At 55.9% G+C, this 20527-nt stretch carries 17 protein-coding genes, 1 tRNA gene and 5 pseudogenes; 19 read left to right on the top strand and 4 right to left on the bottom strand.

Annotated features, from left to right (window positions below):
• Positions 1–249: 249 nt before the first annotated feature.
• Positions 250–1113, bottom strand: a pseudogene (locus GSP01_RS09155) (transposase).
• A gap of 61 nt (positions 1114–1174) precedes the next feature.
• Here GSP01_RS09155 and GSP01_RS09160 point away from each other — a divergent pair.
• The 6 genes and pseudogenes from GSP01_RS09160 to GSP01_RS09185 form a co-directional block, all read left to right on the top strand.
• Positions 1175–1494, top strand: a pseudogene (locus GSP01_RS09160) (transposase); the annotation flags it as partial.
• A gap of 150 nt (positions 1495–1644) precedes the next feature.
• A complete protein-coding gene (locus GSP01_RS15440) occupies positions 1645–1887 on the top strand; it encodes a YtcA family lipoprotein (protein ID WP_167495515.1) in 243 nt (80 codons plus the stop codon).
• 3 nt (positions 1888–1890) lie between these two features.
• Positions 1891–2910 carry an efflux RND transporter periplasmic adaptor subunit gene (locus tag GSP01_RS09170; protein WP_141352887.1) on the top strand — a complete coding sequence of 340 codons (1020 nt, stop codon included), beginning with the start codon at positions 1891–1893 and terminating at the stop codon, positions 2908–2910.
• Entirely contained in the window at positions 2907–5168 is a 2262-nt protein-coding gene (locus GSP01_RS09175; protein WP_141352889.1) for an FUSC family protein, read from the top strand. The genes GSP01_RS09170 and GSP01_RS09175 overlap by 4 nt, the downstream gene beginning before the upstream one ends.
• A complete protein-coding gene (locus tag GSP01_RS09180; protein ID WP_167495516.1) occupies positions 5161–6801 on the top strand; it encodes a TolC family protein in 1641 nt (546 codons plus the stop codon). The genes GSP01_RS09175 and GSP01_RS09180 overlap by 8 nt, the downstream gene beginning before the upstream one ends.
• Positions 6802–6952: 151 nt before the next feature.
• A pseudogene (locus GSP01_RS09185) lies at positions 6953–7159 on the top strand (transposase); the annotation flags it as partial.
• 144 nt (positions 7160–7303) lie between these two features.
• Here the strand turns inward: GSP01_RS09185 and GSP01_RS09190 are convergent.
• Positions 7304–8108 (bottom strand): annotated as a pseudogene (locus tag GSP01_RS09190) (transposase); the annotation flags it as partial.
• Positions 8109–8206: 98 nt separating this feature from the next.
• On the opposite strand from GSP01_RS09190, the pseudogene GSP01_RS09195 reads away from it, so the two are divergent.
• Positions 8207–8856, top strand: a pseudogene (locus tag GSP01_RS09195) (transposase).
• Positions 8857–9005: 149 nt separating this feature from the next.
• On the opposite strand, the gene GSP01_RS09200 reads toward GSP01_RS09195, so the two are convergent.
• The gene (locus GSP01_RS09200) at positions 9006–9359 is read right to left on the bottom strand and encodes a winged helix-turn-helix transcriptional regulator (protein ID WP_174787584.1); all 354 of its coding nucleotides are present in this window, start codon (positions 9357–9359) and stop codon (positions 9006–9008) included.
• A gap of 100 nt (positions 9360–9459) precedes the next feature.
• On the opposite strand from GSP01_RS09200, the gene GSP01_RS09205 reads away from it, so the two are divergent.
• Genes GSP01_RS09205 through GSP01_RS09215 form a run of 3 tightly spaced genes read left to right on the top strand, consistent with a single transcriptional unit; the run spans position 9460 to position 12122 of the window.
• Positions 9460–10479 carry a zinc-binding alcohol dehydrogenase family protein gene (locus tag GSP01_RS09205; protein WP_141352895.1) on the top strand — a complete coding sequence of 340 codons (1020 nt, stop codon included), beginning with the start codon at positions 9460–9462 and terminating at the stop codon, positions 10477–10479.
• A gap of 52 nt (positions 10480–10531) precedes the next feature.
• Positions 10532–10966: a cupin domain-containing protein gene (locus GSP01_RS09210; protein WP_141352897.1), complete on the top strand. Its 435-nt coding sequence runs from the start codon at positions 10532–10534 to the stop codon at positions 10964–10966.
• Between the two features lie 13 nt (positions 10967–10979).
• Positions 10980–12122: a major royal jelly family protein gene (locus GSP01_RS09215; RefSeq protein ID WP_255320889.1), complete on the top strand. Its 1143-nt coding sequence runs from the start codon at positions 10980–10982 to the stop codon at positions 12120–12122.
• A gap of 735 nt (positions 12123–12857) precedes the next feature.
• Here GSP01_RS09215 and GSP01_RS09225 read toward each other — a convergent pair.
• Positions 12858–12947, bottom strand: a tRNA-Ser gene (locus GSP01_RS09225).
• A gap of 216 nt (positions 12948–13163) precedes the next feature.
• Here GSP01_RS09225 and GSP01_RS09230 point away from each other — a divergent pair.
• The 9 genes from GSP01_RS09230 (at position 13164) to leuB (ending at position 20493) form a co-directional block, all read left to right on the top strand.
• Positions 13164–13682, top strand: coding sequence for a Spy/CpxP family protein refolding chaperone (locus GSP01_RS09230; protein WP_167495517.1), 519 nt, complete (start codon positions 13164–13166; stop codon positions 13680–13682).
• Between the two features lie 129 nt (positions 13683–13811).
• A complete protein-coding gene (gene ffh, locus GSP01_RS09235) occupies positions 13812–15239 on the top strand; it encodes a signal recognition particle protein (protein ID WP_141352905.1) in 1428 nt (475 codons plus the stop codon).
• A gap of 39 nt (positions 15240–15278) precedes the next feature.
• Positions 15279–15623, top strand: coding sequence for a 30S ribosomal protein S16 (rpsP, locus tag GSP01_RS09240; RefSeq protein ID WP_062029531.1), 345 nt, complete (start codon positions 15279–15281; stop codon positions 15621–15623).
• A gap of 28 nt (positions 15624–15651) precedes the next feature.
• Complete coding sequence (gene rimM, locus GSP01_RS09245) at positions 15652–16194, top strand: ribosome maturation factor RimM (RefSeq protein ID WP_141352907.1); 543 nt, start codon at positions 15652–15654, stop codon at positions 16192–16194.
• Positions 16191–16895, top strand: a complete 705-nt coding sequence (trmD, locus tag GSP01_RS09250) for a tRNA (guanosine(37)-N1)-methyltransferase TrmD (RefSeq protein ID WP_141352909.1) — start codon at positions 16191–16193, stop codon at positions 16893–16895. Before rimM ends, trmD begins: the two co-directional genes overlap by 4 nt.
• 24 nt (positions 16896–16919) lie before the next feature.
• On the top strand, positions 16920–17312 hold the full coding sequence (gene rplS / locus GSP01_RS09255) for a 50S ribosomal protein L19 (protein WP_041110658.1): 393 nt from the start codon (positions 16920–16922) through the stop codon (positions 17310–17312).
• Positions 17313–17333: 21 nt separating this feature from the next.
• On the top strand, positions 17334–18761 hold the full coding sequence (leuC, locus tag GSP01_RS09260) for a 3-isopropylmalate dehydratase large subunit (protein ID WP_141352911.1): 1428 nt from the start codon (positions 17334–17336) through the stop codon (positions 18759–18761).
• Positions 18761–19387 carry a 3-isopropylmalate dehydratase small subunit gene (leuD, locus tag GSP01_RS09265; protein WP_141352913.1) on the top strand — a complete coding sequence of 209 codons (627 nt, stop codon included), beginning with the start codon at positions 18761–18763 and terminating at the stop codon, positions 19385–19387. The genes leuC and leuD overlap by 1 nt, the downstream gene beginning before the upstream one ends.
• Positions 19384–20493 carry a 3-isopropylmalate dehydrogenase gene (gene leuB / locus GSP01_RS09270; RefSeq protein WP_141352915.1) on the top strand — a complete coding sequence of 370 codons (1110 nt, stop codon included), beginning with the start codon at positions 19384–19386 and terminating at the stop codon, positions 20491–20493. Before leuD ends, leuB begins: the two co-directional genes overlap by 4 nt.
• Positions 20494–20527: the final 34 nt, after the last annotated feature.

A 20527-nucleotide genomic window follows, 5' to 3' on the forward strand; every position in this document is an offset into this window, starting at 1 on the left:
TAGTCTTTTTTTCAGGGCTTTGCAGAAAACTATGCCATTCTGAAGAAACAGATAGATGCATTCAAATCCATCCCGTAATGCGGTAAGGAAGATGAGGCTGAAAAATTATGAGCAAGCTGGAGGGTTCGAAGAACCGTTAATTGATGCGTCTTGATTCTGATTTTGGGTATTTGGCGATTTTATTAACGGTTTTTTGTGGCGCTTTTGATCTGCGTTTTGAGCAGATCGAGGGCTGCCCCCGCTGGATGGCTACGTGCTCGCGCTGATCCGTGTCAGGAAGACGAAGCGACGCATGTCGTACACGATATTGGCCAGCCCGATCCTCATGGTGGCCTGCGTTATGCCTACCGTTCGGAGGAACAGCCCTGTCTGCGATTTCTGATCGGCAAAGACATGCTCGACACGCGACCGGATCACTGACTTCCCTGCATTATATTGCTGGATATGCCGGGGCATAGGTTTGAGATGTGGCTTCTTCCTGTGAACCTTGGAGACAAAGCCCTGTTTTTCCATGAAGTCTTCTCTCTCAATCGCGCACCATCACTGGCAGCGGCATGCGTCGCCTTCCATTTTCGGATGAACCGGTATTTCCGGTCGATGGAAATGTGGGATTTGTAGCCAAAGAACGGAATGGCCAGATCCGTTGTGGGGATCATCCCGTCATCCTGCTGCTTCGCCTTCGTGAACTTTTCAGTGTCCATCGTGCATGACGATCCTTGTGCGGCAGCTTTGCCGGCTTGTCCTGCCAGTCTTCGGGGATACGTCCTGCCTGGAGATCCGATTTCTCAGCGTTCGTGTTGCGCTGCTTTGGAGCAGCAACCAGCGTTGCATCCAGGATCTGGCTCGACATCGGCAGATACTCGGTGTTCCGCAGGGTCGCGTCAAACCGCTCAAACAGTCTTTCAATGGCTCCCGCCTGCGTCAGGCGCTCGCGAAACAGCTAGATTGTTTCGCCATCCGGAACCCGGTCCGACAGCCCCAATCCCACAAAGCGGATACAAGGAGAGGCGGTCATTGAATAGTTTGGGAAAACGCTTCGAGTTGATCTTCAAGCCCGCTCAGCCGAGTAAGCCGTTCCTTAAAATCAAAAAACCGGGCCGCTTCATGAGCTATTCCCCAACCAGAAGCGGACGAATAGAAGCACACAGAACAAATCAGCGCTAAGGGGTGCGAACCCTCCAGCTTCTTCATGACAGCAGGACAGGTCAGTGATTATACCGGAGCCTCGGCTCTGCCCATGGTACAATGGATGCTGGCGGACCGGGGTAATGATTGACTGGTTCGTGGATGCCTCAGAGGTATAAGGAATCAGGCCCTGCATTCCGGGACGAAAACCTCGCGGGAAACCGGTCAAATACAATAGGCGGAAATACAAACGCCGTAACCGCATCGAGATTATGTTCAGAAGGCTCAAGGACTGGCGGTATGTCGCAACGCGGCCCGAATGCCTTCTCCTCGGTAATCTGCCTCGCTGCAACCGTTATCTTCTGGCTATGGGGCCTGAGCTTCGCCCCCCGGATAATGGCTCACGTCCATCGCAATATTAAGCACAGCTTCTTCTGAAACCATTGCGCCGCATACACGTTCCTTGCGAGTAATGGAAGAAATAGAATGTATCTTATAAAAACCAATAATATAAACAAGATGGCCATATTGATCTGTCTGTTCGTCGCAGGGTGTAATACCTCGCCGACACAAGAACTGTTTGGATCTTTTTTTCCGTCTTGGCTCGTATGTGCGTTTGTTGGTGCCAGCGTGGCGGCACTCACCCGCATTATATTCAGCGCATTCGATTTCGACGACGCTATCCCTCTTCCAATGCTTTCGTGGCTTGCATTTGGTACAGCCGTTACATTGGCCCTGTGGATCATCTGGATAGGTATTTGAAGGATGGTATCCTCGAAAAAAATGACGGGATATGCATTTCTCGTCACCAGTCTATTGCTGTGCGTGCTGTTTGCCGTTGTGGCTACCTGTCTTGTCGAACGCAGTCCCCGCACGGATGATGCGTTTATACAAGCTAATATTGTCAATATGGCCCCGGAAGTCAGTGGTAGAATTATCACAATCAACGTACGGGATAATCAATTTGTCCATCGCGGTGACACGCTATTTGTCATCGATCCAGAGCCTTTCCGTTACGCGCTAGACCAAGCTCAGGCCAATTTGGATAATCTGAAGGCTGATTTGCCGCTGCAGCATCTGCAAATTGGTTCGCAAGTGGCGACTGCCGAGGCTCAGGGAAGCAGCGTCGAACAGATGCAAGCCCAGCTTGCGCTGGCCCAGTCTACCGAAGCTCGCTTGGCTCCTCTGGCCAGACAGGGCTTCGTGACGGCTCAGCAACTCGATCAGGCCAGAAGTAATGTTAAAACCTCGTCGGCAGCGCTTGAACAGGCGATTCACTCGCAGAATGCTGCAATGAAGAGCGTTCGCGACGACAAGCCCCTTCGAGCACAGATCGTTGGAGCAGCCGCACAGTTGGCGGCTGCGCAGAGGGACTTGCGTTTAACCGAAGTTAAAGCTCCGTGTGACGGTCAGATAACAGGGCTCAATATCGCCGCTGGTGAGTATGCGGCAGAAGGCAAGGCTCTGTTTACGATTATTGACACTGAGCACTGGTGGGTGATCGCCAATTTCCGTGAAACCCAAGTGCCTGACTTTCATCCTGGCCAAAATGCGATCATCCACGTGCTGGCGCGCCCCAACGTTGTGCTGCGCGGTCATGTGGAAAGCCTCGGCGGTGGTGTTCAGCCAGATGTAGGCAGTCTGACGAACGGGCTACCGCAAGTTGCACGCAACCTGAACTGGGTCAGAATTGCCCAACGTTACCCCATACGGATCAGTCTGGATCAACCTCCGCCTGAGCTTATGCGTATCGGAGCAACAGTTGTTGCGACAATCCAGAGATGAATCTTCACCTCTTCTCGCTCAGACGTCGGACTGCGAAAGAAAATAAGTCTGGCACTGTCCATATTCTCTCTATTGATGAGGGGAATCCGGTTTTCACAATTCGGGGAATGGCGGCAGAAATGGCGCCGTCTCCCGGACGACTGGGAAATACGATCCGGCTGACATGCCTCGCCATCTTGTTTCTTCTGATTGGAGAGACGTTTCGGCTGCCCGAAGTCGCGCTCTTTGTGTGGATCGGATTCCTGCTTTCAGGAAATGACGCGGCGACCAGTTCGCGTATGGCGTTGACTGGCGGCGGCATGATCGTGATCGGTACCGGTGCGAGCATCCTGTGTATGATGTTCACGATGGCTGAACCGGCGATCCGCCTGCCTCTGATGGTTCTCCTGACGCTTTGTGCAGGATACCTGAGCTCCGTGATGACGGCAGGTATGCTCGCCAACGTATTTTTCTTCTGGACCGTCTATCTGCTGACAATGGTGGATCAGGTCGAGAGTGCGGGCAATGCGATAGACGCTTGGGTTGGAAACACCACTGATAGTGTCATACGCGATAGTGCGTATTTGTCTCCGGAAGAGTCATTTCTTCACGAGTGCCTCTGGTTTGCGCTCCTTTACGCCGTAGCGCTGACACTGATCATTATTACAAACCACCTGTGGGGGCGTAATCCCGGCAAGGTACTGAAAAAAGCGGAATCTGACAGATTGTTACTTGTTGCCGATGCAATGGACGAAGGATGCGAACAACATAGCCATTCGATGGAAAGACTTTTCGCCGCTTCAGTCATGGGCGTTTCCGGCATGAGAAAGTTGCATGATCTGGCGGCATCGTTCAAATCGGAGGCAGAAAATCCTGCGGCCAGTCGTGCGTTAATTCGCTACATCTCTCGTATCTCGCTAATGGCGACATTATGGGCTACCGCCGTCAACGAAAGACGAATCCCGCAATCCGAGGCGTCACCCACAACACCAGATATTCTGCAGACGTCATCTGGGATTCTTCGACACTCAGCAAGACTGATCGTAAAAGCTGACGATGAGGTTGTGTCATCTGGTTTCGGTCACGACGTCGCCGCCAATCTGAAACGCCTTGCGAAAGCCTTCGCTCCTAGCCCTGTACTGCACCCACTGGCTCGGGAGATCGCACGGAGCGTTGGAATTATTCTCGCTCTGAGTTCCAGACCTGGCGAAGTCGATGAATCTTTGCTGCCGAAGATCGACGACAATCCCGCACCGCTTTTCAAGCCTGGGGGCGCCGTGAAGCAAGCAGGTCGTCACGCTGCGGGAAGATTATGTGTGTCGGTTATCATCTGTTACCTTATCGAACGTTTTACAGACTGGCCTGCGATCGGAACTTGCGTTCTGACTTGTTTTGTCGTTCCGATGGGAACAATCGGCGATACAACACACAAGATGTTTCTGCGTTTGCTTGGCGCACTTGCTGGGGGCCTTGCGGGCATTTTTTGTATTCTCGTATTCATGCCAATCGTTACAGGCATCATGGGACTTATTCTCATGATGACGCCCGTATTATTTGTCTCTGCCTGGATAAAATCAGGCAGTGATCGAATTGCTTACGCTGGAGTGCAAACAGCTTTCGCCTTCTGCCTCAGTATTCTTCAGGGCTATGGCCCCACACTGGATATGCAAACGGCCAGAGACCGGGTTATCGGCGTCCTGTTGGGCAATGTGGTGGTTGCCTTGGTCTCGACAACGCTCTGGCCCGTCAGCGTCGCCACCATCGCGCGCAAGAACCTGGCCGACGCTGTAAAAACTCTCGCGGACATGACGGTTTTCAAAAAAGAAAACCCCGAAGCGCCGTTCGATCCTGCGCAGGAAAAGGATCGCGAAGCATTTGGTCAGTCCATTGCGGCCGTCAGATCATCCTTCAGTGCAGACGCACTGGAGGGAGCAGCGGTCAGCAAGCGACTTTTCGCCAGAGGTTTCAATCATCGCCTTCTTACCGATATCCAGATTCTGGCAGTGAAAATATCAGTGATCGTCGATATGTCCCATCTGTCGAGTGCAATAGTCGACACGACACTTGTTGCGTTGAGAGGGTGGCTCGATAGGTTCGCCCAATGGATTGTGACAGGGGAGGGATATGACGAACTCAAATCATCCGTCCCCGTTCCTCCGATCATTCCCGACGACCCTGAGAGAACGATCTGGTTTTCGTCAGTAGACGATGGAATCAAAAATATTCTGGGCACTTTGGATGCCGCACAATGTAATAATGCGGGTGTTTCACATGGTTGATTCTACGAATTGGAAATCTGCCGTAGCTAGAAAAAGACGAACAAGTCTCCCCTTTATCTCTTCACTATGCTTCGTTCTTGCGACAGTAAGCGGATGCCACGATACGTCGGATCTCGCTCCCTCGGCTGCAGACCGCCCATGGCGTCCGGCAAAACAGACAGGTTTGAAAATGCCGCCGGGGAGTAATGACTTCGCCGCGCCGACCTCGGAGCAAACGCACAGTAAAATCTCCCAAAGTTTGAGCAGGCTGGATCAGGCCTCAACCGAAGCTGGTATGCCGGCAGCCCGGCAGGACGCCGCTTCTGCAGACAGTGTTGTAATATCTGGAAAAAAACTTACGCTTTCCGAACTGATTGACATCGCAGAGAGGCACAATCCGCAAACGCATCTGTCATGGGAGCAGGCACGGCAAAATGCGCTTGCCGTGGGCATATCCGAGTCAGCCCTGGCACCGCAAATCACTGCGACCTTGCTAGCGGGAGGACGCCGTACTGTGACCTCCATGCCGAACTTCCTGACCCCTAGAGGATATATGGCGGCCAATGCGATGGCGGCCTTCCCTGAAATACAACTGTCTTATCTACTGTTTGATTTCGGCCATACCCGCGCAACCATAGACAGCGCAAAAGCTCTTTCAATCGCATCGAACTTTGATTTCACACAGACTCACCAAAAATTATTCATGGATGTCATCAACGCCTACTATAACCACGAAGCCTCGATCGCCGATTATGAAGCTGCGGAAGAGTCAGTTCGAAATACCCGCTTGCTGCAGGTTTCAGCGGAATCTCGATATGCTCATGGGGAAGCCACCGTCGTCGACGTTACTCTAGCCCGTAGTAACGCCGCCACCGCAGTTTTTCAGCAGGATCAGAAACGCAGTGCCGAGCATAGCGCGCGATATGCTCTTCTGCAGGCAATGGGGTTACCGCCAGACGTCAACCTATCAGTCGCGTCCTCTAGAGACACACACCTTCCACAGCAAATCCCGGGAGACGTAACACGCCTGATGCGCGCCTCTCTCGAGCGCCGACCAGATATCCTATCCGATCTCTATAAGATGGATGCCGCCACAGCCGCCACACGCGCCGCACAAAGGGCAATGCTGCCAAAACTGGAATTCAACGCAAACGTGCAGGCCTATATCGGTGAGCAAAAGGTGTACGGATATACCCAAACCGCACCAGCTTCGCGGGTGGCCCAGCCTAACGGCACCGTCGCAGTCCAGTTGTCGTGGCCGCTCTTTCAGGGTGGTTTGTTGCAAAACCAGCTGAGGCAGGCGCAATCACGCGAGCAGGCGCAAAGAGCCACCCTCGACAAGGATGTTCTGGCCGCAGAACAACAGGTTGCAAACGCACGTGACGCGCTGGCTACTTCCCTTTCTTCAGTGCATTCAGCCGCCGTGGCCCGAGACGCCGCACTAAGCGCATTCAAAGCAGCCTCCGCGTCTTACGCGGCCGGAGTGGGCAATCTTACGAATGCAAACCAGGCTCAGGCACAACTTTCGCAGGCGACCAGTGCGTACGCTGTCAGTCATGCTCAGGCTTTGATGAACGCTGCGGCTCTGGCTTTTGCTACGGGCGTATTGACGTCAGCCGCCAGAATGGAATCTTTTGGCGACGGTAACAATTAGCTATAGGCGGAGGGTTCGCCCCCCCCCCCTTTGACTTGTTCTGTGTGATTCCATTTCTGCTGCATTGATCGTGGGTATGGATTATGAAGCAGTCTGTTTTTTTTGGTTTTGGGGAACGGCTTGCGTGATTGAGCGGGCTTGTCCTTGAACTGTGGATTTTGAAGTGTTCCGCCCGGAGTTGGACAAGGCACTGGCCTATTCAGATGGGAGCAAAGGCGGGCGTCTTCCGTTTGATCCCGTGTTGATGTTCAAGATTCTGGTGATCCACACACTTAACAGCCTGTCCGATGAACGGACGGAGTATCTGATCAACGACCGCCTGTCGTTCATACGCTTCCTTGGTCTGCAGCTTTCAGATGGAGGGATTGAAGAACCTTTGGTTGATACGCTTGGCCTGTAATTTCTGGCATTTGACGTTCTGGTTGACAGTTCTTTGGGTCGCTTTTGATCTGCGTTTTGAGCAGATTGGGGGGCCGTCACCCGCTTGATAGCTACGCTGTGGTGCTCTGATCCGTTCCAGGCAGAGGAAGCGGCGCATGTTGTAGATGATATTGGCCAGTCTGATCGTCATGGCGGCCCGGGTGACACCGACAGTCCGGACGAACAGCCCTGTCTGCCCAGACTGTTAAGGCCGTATTGGTTTGATCCAGCAATCCCTCTCTCAGTCGCGCACCAACACTGGCGGCGGTATCCGTCGTCTTGCATTTCCGGATGAACCGAAACTTCCGGTCGATGGAGACGTAGGATTTGTAGCCAAAGAACGGGATAGCGAGATCCGTTGTGGGGATCGTCCCGTCATCCTGCCGTTTTGTTTTCGTGAACTTCAGTGTCCAGCGCGTATGACGGTCCATGTGCGACAGCCTTGCCGGCTTGTCCTGCCAGTCTTCGGAGATACGTCCTGTCCGGAGATCCGATTTCTCAGCGTTCGCATTGTGCTGCTTTGGAACAGCGACTAGCGTTGCATAGGGTGGTATCAAAACAATCAAACTGTCTTTCAATGGCCCCTGCCTGTGTCAGACATTCGCGGAACAGCCAGATTGTTTTGGAATCCGGAACCCGCTCCGACAGCCCCAGACCAAGGAAGGTATAAAGGAGAGGCGATCGTTAATCAGATACTTTGTCCGTTCGTCGGACAAATTGTTTAGCGTCTGGATCACCAGAATTTTGAATATCAGCACCGGATCAAATGGCGGTCGTCCGCCTTTACTCTCATCTGAATAGACCAAAACCTGCTCCAGATCAGGGCGGAAGACTTCAAAATCCATAATTTGGGAAAAAGCTTCGAGCTGATCACTAAGCCCACTCATACCAACTCTGTGATGCCCTGACTCATATTTGATTTCTTGACGGTATCGTTTTGGATCGGCCTGTGATTCACCTGATGGCGAACCGGGGAGGCATCCAAATGGGCAGAGCGTTGGCATTGCGTGAAGATTACGATGCGGTGGGTTTGCGTGGGCTGGCGCGGACAACGAGGCATGCGGGTCAGGCACGTCGGCTTCTGGCACTGGCAGCAATCTACGATGCTGCTTCACGCGGAGACGCGGCACGTCTGGCCGGGACGGATCGGCCAGAAAATGAAGCTGACCCGATGGTGGGCAAAACAGGGCATCCGGCCCCGCGCCGTTGCTGACCTGCGCACCAGATCCGCGTGGATCTTCGGCGCGCGCCATCTGTCCTGAAAAGGGAACGGCCGCAGGCCTCGTGCTCCCTGTCTGCAACCTGCACGGCATGCAGCTGCATCTCACGGAGATTTCCCGAACGGTTGAATCAGGCTCGCACGCCCTCCTCATTGTAGATCAGGCGGCATGGCATATCAGTCAAAAGCTGGATGTTCCTTGCAATATCACTATTCTCCCGCTGTATCCCCGGGCTCCTGAACTGAACCCCATGGAAAATCTCTGGCAGTTCCTCAGAAATACATGGCTCTCAAACAGAATCTTAAAAACCTATGACGATATCGTTGATATCGCCTGCCGTGCCTGGAACCAGTTCGTCGAACAACCTTGGCACATCATGTCAATCGGACTGCGCGATTGGGCTCATAGGTTTTAGCAATCAACGGTTGGTATGAGCCCACTTAACTGGGCAAGCCGCTCGTCAACATCAAAGAAACCCGGCTGCTTCATGATCCATGCCCAAATCAACTCAGGGGAAATGAAATCACAGAGGAACCCTCAAAACCAAAGAGTTTTTCAAACCCTCTAGATCTCAGGAACGTGCCTGAACTCTGTGTGCTGATCGCCCCAGGCCTTGAGAGCCATGATGACGGGCTCGAGGCTCCGCCCGCGCGGGGTGAGACTGTATTCCACCTTTGGCGGAACTTCAGGGTAAACCGTCCGTAACACGAACCCGTCACGCTCCAGTTCGCGAAGCTGGGTTGTCAGCATTCTCTGGGTGATATTGGACAGGCGTTTGCGGATGGCGTTGAAGCGTAAAGTTCCCTGAAGCAGGTGGTAGAGGATCACGCCTTTCCATTTCCCGTCGATGAGCTGAAGCGTTGCTTCAACAGCGCAGCCGGGGCTGCAATCGAGCGACTGATGGCGGATACGGGTCATAACGGTATCATTTCCGACACTATGGGCGTTAAAAGTGCGTTCTTGTCTGAAAACAGCATAGTGCTCACTCTTCTCCTCATTCAACAGAGGATCAGACATCATGCGGGCCATCGGTTATCAGACGCCGCTTCCCATCGAAAATCCGGCGTCTCTTCAGGATATTGATCTACCGAAACCTGTTCCTTCGAGCCGGGATCTTCTGGTGGAAATCAGGGCTGTGTCGGTCAATCCGGTTGATACAAAGGTCCGTCGCAGTGCGACACCAGAGGCAGGTCAGTGGCGTGTTCTGGGCTGGGATGCGGCGGGGGTTGTTGTTGGAACCGGACCGGAGGTGACGGATTTCTCTGTCGGCGATGAGGTCTTTTATGCCGGCGCAATCAAGCGCCCGGGGACCAACGCCGAGTTTCATCTGGTCGATGAGCGGATTGTCGGTCGTAAACCCTGTTCCCTGAACTGGGCCGAAGCCGCAGCCTTACCGCTGACCGCAATCACCGCCTGGGAGATGCTTTTTGATCGTCTGGACATTCGTCGGTCTGTCCCGGGAACGACGTCCTCCATTCTGATCATTGGAGGCGCAGGCGGGGTCAGTTCCATGGCGATCCAACTGGCCAAGGTTCTGACTGATATCACGGTCATTGCTACGGCGTCGCGCCCCGAAACGCAGGACTGGGTCACATCTCTCGGGGCAGATTACGTGATAGATCACAGTAAGCCTCTGGCCGCACAAGTTGCAGCCCTTCCTACGGGCGCTCCCAGCTTTGTTTTTTCTACAACGCAGACGGATCGGCATCTGGCAGAGATCGTCGAACTTCTGGCTCCTCAGGGACATTTCGGCCTGATTGATGATCCAGTTGAGCTCAATGCCGTACCGCTCAAGCGCAAAAGCCTGTCCCTACACTGGGAACTGATGTTCACCCGCTCACTGTTCGGGACGGCAGACATCAGCGCACAAGGGAAACTCCTGAACGACGTATCGCATCTCGTAGAGGAAGGACGTCTTCGGACGACGCTCGGCAAAAATCTCGGACATATCACCGCCGCCAATCTGAAGGAGGCTCACGCTCTGATCGAGAGCGGTCAGGCCAAAGGCAAAATCGTTCTCAAAGGTTTCCCTGCCTGAACGGAGGCAATCATGACGAAAACAGTCAAAGCGCTTGAGAAGGGCAAATTTCATGAATGACGAAGAACATCTGATGACCCTGAACCGAACGGGAGGTCGCTTCGATCTCAATAAAATTGCGGCAGCATTCCCCGAAACGGCAGACACGATGCTGCTGGACACCTATCTGACTGACAAACCGGAAGCCAGTATCCGGGTCTTTCGGATTTATCGGGAAGTACCGCCGCATTATCATACCCAGTGCGATGAAGTGCTTCATGTCCTCTCCGGGACAGGCACATTCTGGATCGGTGATCCCAAAGAGGAGGCCCCGTTTGCACCCGGCCATCTTCTGGTGTTCCCCCGTCGGGCGGTGCATGCCGTGCCCCGCATTCTGAGTCATCCAGTCGTTTTTCTTGCCATCGACACGCCGCGACGGGCGCCAGATGACGTGGTGTTTGTCGATCCTGCCGACGGTACGCCGTCCGGTTTTATCGCAGGGATCTGACATCATGGGGTTCATGAGACCGCGCTTACGGCAGGCTTTCTCAAAAAGAGGCCTGCGCAGGATCGTTATTGCCGTTTTTACGGGTTTCGTTGGGGTATGCGGACATCCTGATCTTTCCCGTGCTCAGACCATCAGGATTGAGGCGACTACTAACACAATAGACTGGAACGCCGTAGCGCTTGCTGGTGGTCATGTGTTTGTCTCAGGCCCTCGCTGGACCGGGTTTTCCGGACCGGCCGTGGGTCTTCTGACGGAGAATGGAAAGATAGAGCCGTTTCCAGATGCTGACTGGAATGGCTGGCAACCCGGACAGAATGCAACGCATCGCTTTGTCAGCGTCAACGCGCTCCATGTCGCTCCTGATGGCACGCTCTGGGTTGTTGATACCGGAACTCCGTCTTTTGGAGGTCCACCCGTACCCCGGGGAGCCAAACTGGTCCGTGTTGATCCGGCAACGGGCCATGTGCTGCGGATTTATCCTCTGGACCCGGAGATCGCGAAGACAGGCAGTTATATCGACGATATCCGTTTCAACGGGAGGCATGCTTATCTGACGGATGCGGGCAAGGCAGCGCTGATCGTTCTTGATATCAAAACAGGTCAGGCACGTCGTGTTCTGGACAATGACGCGTCCACACGTGCACGGACAGATCGACCGATTGTCATGGGTGGACACGTCCTGGAGAACGGTCCGCATCAGCCGTTTCTGGTGAATGTCGATCCGCTTGAAGTGAGTCCGGACGGGAAATGGCTGTATTTCGGGCCGCTTGAAGGACCGTGGTCCCGCATCCCGACAGCACTGCTCGATGATCCCAATGTGGCATCAACCGATCTGTCTGCGGCTGTTCAGCCGTGGGCAGATTTACCTCCAATCGGGGGCAGCGCCATGGATACTGCAGGAAATCTCTACTTTACCAACCTGAAGGATGACGGCGTCTATCGAAGGGACGTTTCCGGGAAGATCACGAAACTGATCTCGGATTCACGTCTGCACTGGGCTGATGCACCTTGCCTTGCACCGGATGGCCGACTCTGGCTGCCCATCGCGCAACTGGACCGTCTTCCGATGTTCTATCAGGGGCAATCCCGCATCATACAGCCGTTTCTGCTGGTATCCATCGATCCTCATGCTGGTCAGGTCAAACCTGGACGATAGGGCTATGATGACCGTCAAATGCCGCGATAATCGCCTACGGGTGCTTTCTCTCGTGCAAAGGTACTCGCGAAGTCGCTGTGTTTTGGCGGACATCGTCACCTGTAATACCATCGAAGTTTGCCGGGATCTTTTGTCGGAAAGTCAGGGGGAGCAATCCATCGGCGTGTCTGGGCGGTACGATGCCGCCGCCATCCGAGATCGATCAAAGCGCGGGCAAAAATATGCTGCCTCGACGGACGAGCCTTTCGACATCGCGCAGTCGAAATAGAGTTCGCCTTGGACCGATTTTCAAGCGTTCGAGTTCGTCCGCTGCGACATATCTGTCGATTGTCGAGAGGGGGGCACGCGTAGTCGCTCGAATGCTCGGTTTTCTGGACGTTCAAGAGCTCAACAGAGTTTCTGTTTAACTCAGTGGAAGATGGTTCGCTGGTCTTACAAAGTCTTTGGTACTGTGAGTATCAACTTATTTTAGAATGTTAGCCGAACATCAATGATAACTTCATGAGATTTATCAACATTTTTTGAGGATTTCTGCTTCAGGCTCGCCCTCAGATCATCGGGATGTCTTTGGAAAGGAGGGGACATCAGTAAGCAGATTGCATTGGAAAATTTACAGGACGACGCATATCGCGTCCGAGCGCTGCACGATGACGCATTTTTAAGATAAAACCCAAGGTGGGATGGATTTTGATAAATCAGTAATTACCTGAAAAATCTGGGAATTTTTGATTTATCTGGCGGAGAGGGTGGGATTCGAACCCACGATACGCTCTCACGTATGGCGGTTTTCAAGACCGCTGCCTTCAACCACTCGGCCACCTCTCCATCCGGCAGGCTTCATCTCTGAAGAATTCTGCCAGGGTCGGATGCTTCATGCGACGGGAAACTTCTGCCGTCAAGGGCTAGTGTTGCATAGGGGGGAGAGCTTACTCTTTGAAACGCAGAAGGGGGCGGTCAGCAACATTGAAACGTGCCATCTAGAAACGTGTGGAGGCGTTTTGTGCGCCTCCGGCTGCCATAACCTCGAAGGATATGACGTCCATGACGATCTTTCGTCCCGCTGCTTTTCTTCCTGTCATTGCTGCCCTCGGCTTAGTGGTAGCTCCTCTTATGGCTTCTGCTGAGGGGCATCATGGGTTTGATGGCCATCGACCTCCGCCGGGTGGTGGTCCGGGCTTTATGATGCCGCCCATCCCGCCTGGTATCACGCTAACCACAGCGCAAAAGGCAAAGCTCAAGGCTGTTTTTGAGAAGGCTCATCAGGACGAGCGTGCACTCCGTCTTGAGGGGCGTGCCATAGAGGGCAAGATTCATGACGCTCTCAGCGTGCCTGGTGATCTGGATCACGCTGCCCTGGCGGATCTGGGCAAGCAGGAGGATGAGGTCAAGGCCAAGGTCTCCGCGCTTCATCTTGACACCATGGAGCAGCTGCATGATCTGCTGACCCCGGCCCAGCGCCAGCAGGCAAAGGAGACCATGGACAAGATTAAGGCGCTCCATGAGCAGATGAAAGCTCTGATGGGGCCGCCGCCGGAAGGTGATCCGGAAGATATGCCCTGAAAACTGTTGATTATGCCTCTATCGCTTGACGCTTCGGTGCCAAGGCGATAGAGGGGTCCTGTTTCCGGACACGCCACCTCGCGAAGACTCGCGCAGTGGCGTGTTTCTGTTTGCTTTTAAGGTGACCCGTTGTTCGATCAACTCTCAGGCAAGATGTCCGGTGTCCTCGAAGGGCTTTCCAAGAACGGGAAGCTCTCGGAGGCTGATGTCACCGAGGCCATGCGTGAAGTGCGTCTCGCCATGCTGGAGGCAGACGTTGCTCTGCCTGTGGTGCGGGACTTCGTCAACAAGGTACGCGAGCGGTCTGTTGGGCAGGAAGTGCTGGAAAGCGTTTCCCCCGGTCAGGCCGTGGCCAAGATTGTCAATGATGCCTTGATCGACGCACTGGGCGGGGCAGGGGCGGTTCCGCTGAACCTGTCCGCCAATCCGCCGGTTCCGGTGCTGATGGTAGGTCTGCAGGGTTCGGGCAAGACGACGACCTCCGGCAAGATCGCCCTGCGCCTGTCCGGTCGCGAGAGTAAGAAAGTCCTTCTGGCCAGTCTCGACGTCCAGCGTCCAGCCGCGCAGCTTCAGCTTCAGCAGCTGGCTGAGCGCGTCAACGCTAAGACGGGTCGCGTTCAGGCTCTGCCGATCATTGCCGGGCAGTCTCCCGTACAGATCGCAAAGCGTGCGCTCGAGACCGGTCGCCTCGAAGGTTATGACGTCGTTATTCTCGATACGGCAGGCCGTCTATCCATCGACGAAGCGCTGATGGATGAAGTGCGGGAAATCCGTACGCTCACCAAGCCTGCCGAGACGTTGTTGGTCGTTGACGCGATGACCGGTCAGGACGCCGTCAATACCGCGAAGGCCTTCAACGAAGCTGTTGGTATTACCGGTGTTGTCATGAGCCGGATGGACGGCGACGCCCGCGGTGGCGCGGCCCTGTCCATGAAGGCCATCACGGGCGCGCCGATCAAGCTGACCGGTTCGGGTGAGAACCTCGAAGCGCTTGAAGAATTCCATCCCGAGCGTGTCGCGGGCCGTATTCTCGGTCTGGGTGACGTCGCCGGGCTGGTGGAACGTGCTGCTGAAACCCTCGATCACGAGGAAGGTGAGCGCGTCGCCAAGAAGATGCTCGCGGGCAAGTTCGATCTGGATGACTATGTGTCCCAGATCAACCAGATCAACCGCATGGGCTCGATTTCCGGCATCCTAGGCATGATGCCGGGGATGGGAAAGATCAAGGATATGCTGGGCGACAAGGAGCTCGACACGTCGATCTTCAAGCGTCACAAGGCCATCATTTCCTCGATGACGAAGCAGGAGCGCAAGACGCCGGAGATCATCAAGGCGTCCCGCAAAAAGCGCATTGCGGCAGGCTCGGGAACCACGGTTCCGGAGATCAACCGTCTGCTTAAACAGTTCAACGACATGTCCACCATGATGAAACGCATCAGCAAGATGGGCCTTGGTGGCCTGATGCGCGGCATGGGTGGTGCAGGAGGTCTGGCGGATCTGATGAAGGGCATGGGCGGCCCCGGGGGGAAACCCGGTGGGCGCCCGCCTTTCGTCTGATCCGTCCCGTTTTTAAAAGTCTGTCTCTCAGGAGTATTCATGAGCCTCAAGATCCGCCTTGCACGTGCAGGTGCCAAGAAGCGTCCCTACTACCACATCGTTGTTGCTGACAGCCGCAGCCCGCGTGATGGCCGTTTCATCGAGAAGGTCGGTTCCTACAACCCGATGCTGCCGGCCGATCACGCCGACCGTATCCGTCTCGTTGACGAGCGCATCAAGCACTGGCTGTCCAACGGCGCCCTCGCCACGGACCGTGTTGCCCGTTTCCTCGGCAATGCAGGCCTGGCTCCGAAGCCGACCTACAACGAGCAGCCCAAGCAGTCCGCTCCGAAGGCGAAGGCTCAGGAACGCGCCAAGGCTGCCGCCGCTGCTGCTGCGGCCTGATTGAGCCGCTTTTCAGGAAGCCCGAGACGTGCCCCGCTTCAACTCTGACAGCGATGTCCTAATTGCCACCGTCGGTCGTCCGCACGGTGTCCGCGGTCTGGTGCATCTTCATGCTGCCACAGATGATCCGGCTTCGGTCGAGACGCTGGGCGTGCTGCATGACGGGCAGGGCAGGGCGTGGACGGCACGCTGGATTTCGGCAGGCGTGGCTGCACTGACGGACGCCGACGGACAGGATCTTCCCGACCGTACGGCTGCCGAACGTCTGGTCAATGCCAAGCTGTATGTTCCGCGGACCGTTCTTCCGGAAACCGGAGACGATGAATTCTATCATGCTGATCTGATCGGTATGACGGCTGTCTCGGAAGACGGAGATGTTCTCGGGACGGTGTCGGTGGTTCACGATTACGGCGCAGGCGTCAGCCTCGAAGTGGATCGTGGTCTGATCGTGCCGTTCACGCTGGCCTGTGTTCCCCATGTGGATCTTGCGAAACGGGAAGTGGTTCTTGTCCCTCCTGTTGAAGTCGAGGTCGAGGGGGATCTCTCCGGCGAGGTCCAGGTGCGGGCATGAGCTGGCGCGCGGACATCCTGACCCTTTTTCCCGACATGTTCCCGGGGCCGCTGGGGTTCTCCCTTGCGGGCCGGGCGCTGGAGCGGGGGATCTGGTCTTGCGAGGCGCACAATCTGCGCCAGCATGGACTGGGACGTCACCGGGCCGTCGATGACACGCCTTTCGGTGGCGGAGCCGGTATGGTGATGCGGGCAGACGTTCTGGGTACGGCCCTCTCGGCGCTACCCGCGCTGGATGGCCGTCCGGTTGTCTATCCGACGCCACGGGGCAAGCGCATGTCGCATGAAGATGCGGAGCGCCTGTCCTCCGGGCCAGGGGTCGTCGTTCTCTGTGGGCGCTTTGAAGGCGTGGACGAGCGCGTTCTGGAGAAGCACGATATCGAACAGCTCTGCATGGGCGACGTCGTGCTGTCGGGCGGAGAAATTCCTGCCCTGACTCTTCTGGATGCGTGTGTTCGTCTTCTTCCGGGCGTCATGGGGTCGGACGTCAGCGGTCAGGACGAGAGCTTCGCCGAAGGGCTTCTTGAATATCCACAGTACACCAAGCCGGCAGTGTGGGACGGGCGGGACGTGCCCGACATTCTTCTCTCCGGCAACCATGGTGCCATCGCCCGCTGGCGCCATGAACAGTCAATCGCCGTCACGAAGGCGCGCCGCCCGGACCTTTGGGATGCGTATCTGGCACGACAGCAGGTCCATTGAAGTTTTGTTTTCAGGAGTTTGGTCATGAACATTATCCAGCAGTATGAGGCGCGCGAGATCGAGCGTCTTTCCGGCGTCCGCGCTGTTCCCGAGTTCATTGCAGGTGACACGGTCCGCGTTGGCGTCCGCGTTGTCGAAGGTACGCGTGAGCGTGTTCAGAGCTTCGAAGGTGTTGTTATTGCCCGTTCCAACAAGGGCCTGAACAGCAACTTCACGGTTCGCAAGATCTCCAACGGTGAAGGCGTGGAGCGCGTGTTCCCGCTGTACGCACCGTCGATCGCCAGCATCGAAGTTGTGCGTCGCGGTAAGGTCCGTCGCGCAAAGCTGTATTACCTGCGTGGCCGTTCGGGCAAGTCCGCCCGTATTGCCGAGCGTCCCCGCGATCTGCCGAAGGCGGACAGCAAGGCCGCTTCCTAACCCGTTCGGAGTAGATACAGGATGCCCGTTACCAATTCGCCCAGAACCCTTTTTGACAAGATCTGGGACGATCATGTCGTCGAGCGTCTCGAGGACGGGACGTGCATCCTCTACATCGACCGGCATCTCGTTCACGAGGTGACAAGCCCGCAGGCTTTTGAGGGCCTGCGGATGTCCGGGCGTCGCGTGCGTCGTCCGGATGCCACGGTGGCCGTGGTGGACCACAATGTCCCCACGTCCGACCGTTCCAAGCCGATCGAGGAGCCGCAAAGCCGCCTCCAGATCGAAACGCTTGAGAAGAATGTTGCGCAATTCGGCATTCCCTATTTCCCGCTGCGTTCCGCCTCTCAGGGGATCGTGCATGTTGTCGGGCCGGAGCAGGGTATCTCTCTGCCGGGTATGACGATCGTTTGCGGCGACAGTCATACCTCCACGCATGGGGCTCTTGGTTCGCTGGCGTTCGGGATCGGCACGTCCGAGGTCGAGCATGTGCTCGCGACACAGACGATCCTGCAGAAGCCCGCGAAGAATATGCGCGTTTCGGTTGAAGGCAAGGTCGGTCCGGGTGTGACGGCCAAGGACATTATGCTGGCCATCATCGGCCGTATCGGCACCGCTGGCGGTACTGGCCATGTCATTGAATTTGCAGGATCTGCGATCCGTGATCTGGACATGGCAGGGCGTATGACACTGTGCAATATGTCCATCGAAGCCGGTGCGCGTGCAGGTCTGGTTGCGCCTGACGAGACGACCTTCGCTTATGTGAAGGGCCGCCCGTTTGCTCCGAAGGGTGGGGCGTTCGATCAGGCCTGTGATTATTGGCGCAGTCTGGTGTCTGACGAAGGCGCCTATTTCGACACGGAAGTCACGCTGGCCGCTGAAGAGATCATCCCGTCCGTCACATGGGGCACCAGCCCGCAGGACGTGCTGCCGATCGACGGTTCCGTGCCGTCTCCGTCGGACGTCGCCGATCCGGCTCGTGCCGCCCAGATCCAGCGTGCGCTGGACTATATGGGGCTTGAAGCCGGGCAGAAGATCGCCGGGACTCCGGTGGATGTCGTGTTCATTGGTTCCTGCACGAACAGCCGTTTGGAAGATCTGCGTGCTGCGGCGGACGTGGTGCGCGGACGGCATGTTGCCAAGGGCGTCCGGGCGATGATCGTTCCGGGCTCCGGTCTTGTGAAGCATGCGGCTGAAGCTGAAGGACTGGACAAGGTGTTCCTTGATGCCGGTTTTGAATGGCGTGAGGCAGGGTGCTCGATGTGTCTGGGGATGAACCCGGACCGTCTGACGCCGGGTCAGCGTTGTGCGTCAACCTCCAACCGTAATTTCGAGGGGCGTCAGGGACCTGATGGCCGGACTCATCTCTGCTCGCCTGCCATGGCGGCAGCGGCAGCTGTGACGGGCCGTCTGTGCGATGTGCGTGAATTGGTGAAGGAGACCGTCTGATGGACAAGTTCACGGAACTCACCGCCATTGCGGCGCCCATGCCGACCGAGAACATCGACACGGACCAGATCATTCCCGCCCGCTTCCTCAAGACCATTCAGCGGACCGGTCTGGGGAAGAATGCTTTCGCCGCCCAGCGTTATGATGCCGATGGCAATGAAAAGCCGGATTTTGTGCTCAATCAGGAGCCATTTCGGCATGCCGAAATCCTGATTACCTACGACAATCTGGGCTGCGGGTCTTCGCGCGAGCATGCTCCGTGGGCGCTGCTGGATTTCGGAATCCGTTGCGTGATCGCACCCAGCTTTGCCGATATCTTTTTTAATAACTGCTTCAAGAACGGTATTCTGCCGATCCCGCTGCCTCGCGAGATCTGCGACGAATTGATGGACGATGCGCGTCAGGGTTCGAATTCGCGTCTGACAGTAGATTTGGAGCGCCAGGTCATTGTGCGTCCGAATGGCGAGACCATCGCGTTTGAGGTCGATCCGTTCCGTCGTCACATGTTGCTGGAAGGGCTGGACGACATCGGGCAGACCATGGCGCATGATACCGAAATCAGCAGCTTCGAACATCGCCCCAGCCGTGCATGGGTGCCGTCAATTACCATAGGGACTGTGAAATGAGCGACGCACACAAGCTTCTGGTTCTGGCCGGTGACGGAATTGGCCCGGAAGTCATGCGCGAAGTTGCGCGGATCGTGCACTGGATGAGTGCATATCGCGGACTGAAGCTTGAAATCACGGAAGAACTCGTTGGTGCAGCGTCGCTTGCCGTACACGGCGTGCCGATCCGCGACGAGGTTGTTGAACTGGCCCGTCAGTCAGACGCAGTGTTGTTCGGTTCGGTGGGCGATCCGGCCTGGAGCCATGTCGGGTTCGACAAGCGCCCAGAAGTTGCGATCCTCAAGCTCCGCAAGGAACTCGAACTGTTCGCCAATCTGCGCCCGGCCAAGCTGTTCGATGCCCTGATTGACGCCTCCGCGCTGAAGCCTGAAGTGGTGCGCGGACTTGACCTGATGATCGTTCGCGAGACGGTTGGTGGCATCTATTTCGGTGAGCCGCGTGGCATCGAGACACTGCCCGATGGCTCCCGTCGCGGCATCAACACGGAAGTATACACGACGTCTGAAATTGAGCGTGTGGCACGCGTTGCTTTCGATCTTGCCCGTAAACGCGACAACCGCGTGTGTTCGGTCGAGAAGTGCAACGTCATGGAAAGTGGCCTCCTGTGGAAGGAAGTCGTGACTGACGTTCATAAGCGTGAATATCCGGACGTCCAGTTGTCCCACATGCTGGCGGATAATTGCGCAATGCAGTTGGTCCGTGACCCGAACCAGTTCGATGTCATCGTCACGGGCAACCTATTCGGCGATATCCTGTCCGATCTGGCCTCGATGCTGACGGGTTCGCTCGGTATGTTGCCTTCGGCTACGCTTGGCCCGGTTCGCGCGGATGGCAAACGCAATGCCCTGTACGAACCGATCCATGGCAGTGCACCGGACATTGCAGGCAAAGGGATCGCCAATCCGCTAGCCCAGATTCTTTCGTTCGCCATGCTGTTGCGTTATTCGCTCAATCGCGGTGAGGATGCCGATTTGATCGAGACGGCTGTTTCAAATGTTCTGGCTTCGGGTCTGCGTACCGGCGACATTATGTCATCGGGAATGGCTCGCGTCGGTACTGAAATGATGGGACAGGCGGTGCTTCGCGAAATGGAAAAGCTGGCCTGATTTTTCCACGCCTAGCGTTCCCGCATTGTTGGTC

Origin of the sequence: Gluconobacter sphaericus NBRC 12467 (assembly GCF_006539125.1) — a bacterium.
Classification (GTDB): Bacteria; Pseudomonadota; Alphaproteobacteria; order Acetobacterales; family Acetobacteraceae; genus Gluconobacter; species Gluconobacter sphaericus.

Coding starts and splice junctions, on each gene's coding strand:
- GSP01_RS09170 (WP_141352887.1), top strand. CDS start 1,891: ATGGTATCCTCGAAAAAAATGACGGGATATGCATTTCTCGTCACCAGT.
- GSP01_RS09230 (WP_167495517.1), top strand. CDS start 13,164: ATGACGATCTTTCGTCCCGCTGCTTTTCTTCCTGTCATTGCTGCCCTC.
- GSP01_RS09200 (WP_174787584.1), bottom strand. CDS start 9,359: ATGACCCGTATCCGCCATCAGTCGCTCGATTGCAGCCCCGGCTGCGCT.
- leuD (WP_141352913.1), top strand. CDS start 18,761: ATGGACAAGTTCACGGAACTCACCGCCATTGCGGCGCCCATGCCGACC.
- leuC (WP_141352911.1), top strand. CDS start 17,334: ATGCCCGTTACCAATTCGCCCAGAACCCTTTTTGACAAGATCTGGGAC.
- trmD (WP_141352909.1), top strand. CDS start 16,191: ATGAGCTGGCGCGCGGACATCCTGACCCTTTTTCCCGACATGTTCCCG.
- GSP01_RS09210 (WP_141352897.1), top strand. CDS start 10,532: ATGAATGACGAAGAACATCTGATGACCCTGAACCGAACGGGAGGTCGC.
- GSP01_RS09175 (WP_141352889.1), top strand. CDS start 2,907: ATGAATCTTCACCTCTTCTCGCTCAGACGTCGGACTGCGAAAGAAAAT.
- leuB (WP_141352915.1), top strand. CDS start 19,384: ATGAGCGACGCACACAAGCTTCTGGTTCTGGCCGGTGACGGAATTGGC.
- rpsP (WP_062029531.1), top strand. CDS start 15,279: ATGAGCCTCAAGATCCGCCTTGCACGTGCAGGTGCCAAGAAGCGTCCC.
- rplS (WP_041110658.1), top strand. CDS start 16,920: ATGAACATTATCCAGCAGTATGAGGCGCGCGAGATCGAGCGTCTTTCC.
- GSP01_RS09215 (WP_255320889.1), top strand. CDS start 10,980: ATGAGACCGCGCTTACGGCAGGCTTTCTCAAAAAGAGGCCTGCGCAGG.
- GSP01_RS09180 (WP_167495516.1), top strand. CDS start 5,161: ATGGTTGATTCTACGAATTGGAAATCTGCCGTAGCTAGAAAAAGACGA.
- GSP01_RS15440 (WP_167495515.1), top strand. CDS start 1,645: ATGGCCATATTGATCTGTCTGTTCGTCGCAGGGTGTAATACCTCGCCG.
- GSP01_RS09205 (WP_141352895.1), top strand. CDS start 9,460: ATGCGGGCCATCGGTTATCAGACGCCGCTTCCCATCGAAAATCCGGCG.